Origin of the sequence: Lewinella sp. (assembly GCF_050633125.1) — a bacterium.
In the GTDB taxonomy this organism is placed as follows: domain Bacteria; phylum Bacteroidota; class Bacteroidia; order Chitinophagales; family Saprospiraceae; genus Lewinella.
Window position 1 is genome coordinate 1 of sequence record NZ_JBOEFX010000213.1, and the last position, 5,018, is coordinate 5,018.

Here is a 5,018-nt window from a genome sequence, read left to right on the forward strand (position 1 = left end):
TCAATCTCCTTGCGTACAACTCAAGCTAGAACGCAGTGGCGACGAAGGAGACATTGACGGGCTAGCAAAGTTAGCGGAAGTAAATCACAGTTTATCTTTAGTCTAATGCTTTCTTAACATATTCCTCAAACACTCATCCATCCGCTTTTCTTTAATCCCTCTTTAAAGTCATATGACTTTGTTACCGAGTTGTGCATATCTTTAATTATATCAAAGTATTCTGAAGCTAAAAATGTATCAGGTCGGCCTTTAATTTCTTTATATTTACCAACTGATTTACCCTTATTTGTGGTGCCGTTCACATGGATAGAGAATGAATCTCTCATCGTAAAAAAATCATGTTCTTTTATTAATCGTATTTTAACACTACCAATTATTTCTTTACCATATCCAGGAGTACCATAATTTTGCACAATAATTACAGTTTCATCAGTCAAGTAATTTGGCTGCATTCTAGTTCCTAAAACTCTATTGGTTGCATCGATAAAGTTTTTGAAGTACAATTTATTTCTATTTTCAATCTCTTTGTTTTTTCTTCTTTCTTTAAGAAAATATCGAATTATTACAGCCCAGAATAATACAATAAACATAGAAATCAAAAAATCCTCCCCTGTCATAACAAATATTTTTCTAGAGAATAATTATATATTACATAAGTAATACGGAAAATAATAAAAACTGTTACGTTAGAAATACTTAAATGCATTTCAAAATGCCATAAATATATTTCCCACTTAATAGGCCTAAAATACTCATTATTATACTTGATAGTTTCATTTCAATACTTAGGAAGGTTGTAATTAGTCAAATACTCATCAAGTATTGGCTTTAGTATTTTATTCTTTTCACCATTATAAATGTAGAACATAGTGGTTTCTGCAACAGTATAAAATGATAAAAAATTCACATACTTTTTCTTATTGTCATCGGTAAAATTAACTTTTAGGAGTATGTAAATATCCATACATCTCGCTACTTTGTCTGGAATTTCAAAATTAAAAACAGCCTCTAAATAGTAATCTTTTTTTCGAGCAGCTTCAACCGATAAATTGTCACCTCTAGATTCGACTGTATATCGAAGCAATAAATTCTCTTTCTTATCAAACCCTAATACGATTCCATTATAGTTAAAATTTCTCGCATTTACTGGTCCAGTATTTTTAAAAGTTATAAGTAGCTGATAAACATCTTTTTTTATTCTAATGAATTTCAAATCAGATGACCGCACAATAACATCAGGAGGATCTTTTTTAGGGTGTGTTATTTCGTATATTCTCAAAGAGACAAATAAAATTATCAACCCAATTATTACTCCAAGTGTAATGAAACTTCCTTTCCCAAATACAAACTCAACAATTACTGCAGCATAATAAAGGTAATTATCCGGATTTTGCTCTTGGATTTTATTACATAGTTCAATTATTTCTTCACTTGCACCAAGAGCAGCGAGTTCTCTAATTACAGCTGCTACTAAAATAAATAAAATAGAATTCAGCGTTTTCCTTCTAAATAGTATATTGAGTATTCTTTCCATAAGATATATCATTTCCGCTAACTCAAGCCTAGGCGACGTGCGACCAAAGGGAGCATGGACGTCCTAGGCAAAGTTAGGCACACATTTATTTTGACTCTTTCAACACATTTTGAATTGTTGCACACAAGTAATCACACCAGTCATTCCTACTGTTACCTACAGGAAATTCAATATCAGCTTTGTACTCATTTTTATTTAATTTATTGAACTCATCATCCAAATATATTATCAGTTCATGAATATCTGTATAAATGTTTTGGTAGTAATGATATGACCATCCCGAAATACAACCAAATGCTCCTAAAGAATCGTCTGATAATTCATCTAAACTACTCAATTCCAAGCGAATTACCTCTAAACAAAGAATAATTTTAGAGTCCTCAAAATCAAAGCCTTCTTTGTCTCCTTTTTTCTTAATTAAAAGAATCAAGTCATCTATAGATTCATATATTTTTTTTTCGCATCATATTTTATTAATCATTCTTTATTAATATAGGAGATAAGATGAATATTTACATTTATTTATCTCTATCAATGCGGTTTCGCCAATTTCTCTTCTCTATTTTTCTCACATTTTCTTTATTTTTAAATGCCTTTAAATAAGCTAACAAATGTATTAATTCTTCATCTTCTATTGAACCTGTATATATTTCAGGGCATATAGCATTACCATAATTATTCTGAGATTTATGAGGCGTATCATCAATGATTAGGATACGATTTAAGTCATAACCTCTCCTTTTTACCTTTTTGAGTGGTTTTACATAGTTATAATGGTTTTGAGAAATTGGATCATAATATCCTTCATCATCAATAACTACATTTCTCTTATACGAGCACTTTGATCTTCCCCAAATAAATTCAAGTGAGATTTCTTTGGGAATAATATGATTTGCTACTTCAAATACATATTCATCTGAAGCAGATGACCAAATAGCTAATTTGAAATATTGGTAAACGCCATGAAGAAAATCACTCAAAAGGGGTCTTTCATAAATAAAGTAAGCACCGACTTTAAAATCCTCAGTACGCAATAATTTGTCTTTAGTGCCGTAAACAAGTGTTTCGTCGAGGTCTAATATTAATAATATTTTATCCTTTTCTATCAAGCTCTAATTTTTCTTTTTAAGGTTTTTCTTTTGAGGCTTTCTTAATGCACGCGCAGCGTTGTGCCTAACTCAAGCTTGTGCGATGTACCCGCCCCTCTTCACCAATGATCGCCAAGTACACCGCAGATAAAGTACAGCAACAACTATATGAACGAGTGGAATACGAACCCGGGCGGGTATAGTCGCACAAGCAAAGTTCGGTCCAGTCTTATATTTCATCTACTGGATTAGGTACATTTATTTTCGGTAATTCATATCCTTTTTCCACAGCTATAATATAGTGATTCCACTTCTTTATTTCTTCCTCCCCATATATGATCATCCTTATCGGAATGTCTTTAACATCCATATCTCCAAGAATATATACTTTCAAATGCTCTGGTACCTTCTCATATGCTTCTCTCAGTACTTCCCGTGATTGAACAGTTGGATTTTGCAAGTAATCGTCATACACTGACTTACATGTTTGTGATGTAGTAGGCTTTGAATTCAACTCAGAGACAGCATCCTCTATTTCGCCAAATAAAGACTCAACTTTAATTGCCGCATTAACTTCTTCTGTTACAAATTCTCCCAAACCATAGATCATGACCTTACTACCTCTTGATATTTCTGTTATTACTTCTTGGTCCTCCATCATCTTTTTCAATCCAGGGATATCTGTTCTTATTACCGCAGGCAATCTGTCCATTATCACGGATTGATCCTCAAACACTGAAATATTCACTAAATAATATATGTTTGGTGCTTCCTTGAAAAACACAGAATAATTCCTTCCCGTAATCATATTATGATAGTGGTAATGATCACTACCAGGCCTAACTGGTTTTCCATTGGACCTCGGCAATTTGGAATACTTGGTAGTTCCAATTTGGACTGTATCCTCTCCAAAAAAATTATATAAATTTTGCATCTTAGAATTCATACCCTTCAACAGTCCGACAACAAAATCATAAAATGTATTGCTATCAAACCTCCATATACAATCAGTTATCTTCAGAGAAGCAAGATGATGAATGGAAATATTTTCTTCATTAGGAACATTAACCGCAATCCAATTAGAGGCAAGTTTACTCCTAAAAAAGTCCAAATCAAGTGCTCCCCATGCTTCTATGATGCCATCACTGTACACTTCTATATCTGTAAAAAAATAGGTTCCGCCATTACAAATAAAGGCTGGCACTAATTTACCTTCTATCTTCTTTATTCTTTGAATAGGGGAAAAAGCCTCCTCATTCAAATCACTTTGATGCTTATTCTTTCTGAATAATTTCATCTCTTGCTTTATTTAATTGGACCGAACTCAAGCTACAACGCAGGCTNNCTTGACGGGGTAGCAAAGTTGGCTGCAGTAATATTTTTTATTCCTTAAACCAACCTATTTTTTATATTGTTCATATATATACTTCAATTGCTCCTTATCCAACAACTCTTCTATTGTACTAGTTTCAGGACTACAACCTGAACATGAATTGATCGAATAGTTTTCTTCCCACAATGAGCGTATGATTTCTTTTTCTTGGCTTTCTATTAGTCTTCCATCATATGATAACCATAGAATCCCAACAGCTCCAAATAACCTGAGATTGATATTTGGAGATCTTAACCAATTATTCAGTTTATTGATTTTTTTCGCATTAACTGCCCTTAGCATCAGAGAAAACATTTCTGTTGCACTACCTCCCACTCCACACGCACTACCGAATTCAAATAGTTTTAAAAAATCACCTCTTACTTTTCTTCGGTTGATATTAGTATGATATTTTGCATTATAGTCGCTAAAAAATAGCTTACTCTCTTCTGAAGTTTTCCTTACTAATAATTCAGATTCTCGAAAGCTCACCTTATTAATTATTGTAACCAAGGAACCTTGTAAATTATACAAGATCGATACTTCATAGTCTGCAAAATCAGTTTGATCTTGATACTCTAGTAGAAACTGCTTTGTATCAAAGTCTATTTCTCGCTCAAAATAATTCCAAATCATAATCCCTCCCAGCTCTTCTCTTTCAACATCCCAGTTACCTTCATTTATATGTGAAACACCAAGAATATTTTTTAGGCTATCAATGTCAAATTGATCAGCTTGCAGGTATTCCACCATATCCAAACTCACATTGGATTGCCCTATTGCAAGTTGGAATAATAAAATAGTGAATAGTATGTAAATTATTATCTTCTTCATTTGTGATCAACTGTCATGTCTATATTGTTTTTAAATAGAATAAGTTACATTTTCAATATTTTTTCACTCATTGCAGCCAACTCAAGCCTAGGCGACGTACGTAGCGAAGCGGAGTATGTACGTCCTAGGCAAAGTTCTGCGCATTTTCATTTTTACACTTCAAATCTACGGAGACCGTTGCAAAAAGTGT

At 32.9% G+C, this 5,018-nt stretch carries 6 protein-coding genes; all 6 read right to left on the reverse strand.

The features are described from left to right. Window positions 1–125 precede the first annotated feature (125 nt). Window positions 126–617: a hypothetical protein gene (locus ACRBG0_RS28190; protein ID WP_431490164.1), complete on the reverse strand. Its 492-nt coding sequence runs from the start codon at window positions 615–617 to the stop codon at window positions 126–128. Window positions 618–778: 161 nt separating this feature from the next. Next, a complete protein-coding gene (locus ACRBG0_RS28195) occupies window positions 779–1,534 on the reverse strand; it encodes a hypothetical protein (protein WP_431490165.1) in 756 nt (251 codons plus the stop codon). A gap of 85 nt (window positions 1,535–1,619) precedes the next feature. Next, window positions 1,620–1,964 (reverse strand): hypothetical protein, encoded by a 345-nt coding sequence (locus ACRBG0_RS28200; RefSeq protein ID WP_431490166.1) that lies wholly within the window; start codon window positions 1,962–1,964, stop codon window positions 1,620–1,622. A gap of 88 nt (window positions 1,965–2,052) precedes the next feature. After that, window positions 2,053–2,643 (reverse strand): NIF family HAD-type phosphatase, encoded by a 591-nt coding sequence (locus tag ACRBG0_RS28205; RefSeq protein WP_431490167.1) that lies wholly within the window; start codon window positions 2,641–2,643, stop codon window positions 2,053–2,055. A gap of 208 nt (window positions 2,644–2,851) precedes the next feature. Continuing rightward, window positions 2,852–3,919 carry a DUF7638 domain-containing protein gene (locus tag ACRBG0_RS28210; RefSeq protein WP_431490168.1) on the reverse strand — a complete coding sequence of 356 codons (1,068 nt, stop codon included), beginning with the start codon at window positions 3,917–3,919 and terminating at the stop codon, window positions 2,852–2,854. A 102-nt stretch (window positions 3,920–4,021) separates the two neighbouring features. Continuing rightward, entirely contained in the window at window positions 4,022–4,828 is an 807-nt protein-coding gene (locus tag ACRBG0_RS28215; RefSeq protein ID WP_431490169.1) for a hypothetical protein, read from the reverse strand. Between the last annotated feature and the right edge of the window lie 190 nt (window positions 4,829–5,018).

Excerpts from the sequence above, each read along its gene's own strand:
- ACRBG0_RS28190 (WP_431490164.1), bottom strand. The coding sequence starts at position 617 with ATGACAGGGGAGGATTTTTTGATTTCTATGTTTATTGTATTATTCTGG.
- ACRBG0_RS28195 (WP_431490165.1), bottom strand. The coding sequence starts at position 1,534 with ATGGAAAGAATACTCAATATACTATTTAGAAGGAAAACGCTGAATTCT.
- ACRBG0_RS28210 (WP_431490168.1), bottom strand. The coding sequence starts at position 3,919 with ATGAAATTATTCAGAAAGAATAAGCATCAAAGTGATTTGAATGAGGAG.
- ACRBG0_RS28215 (WP_431490169.1), bottom strand. The coding sequence starts at position 4,828 with ATGAAGAAGATAATAATTTACATACTATTCACTATTTTATTATTCCAA.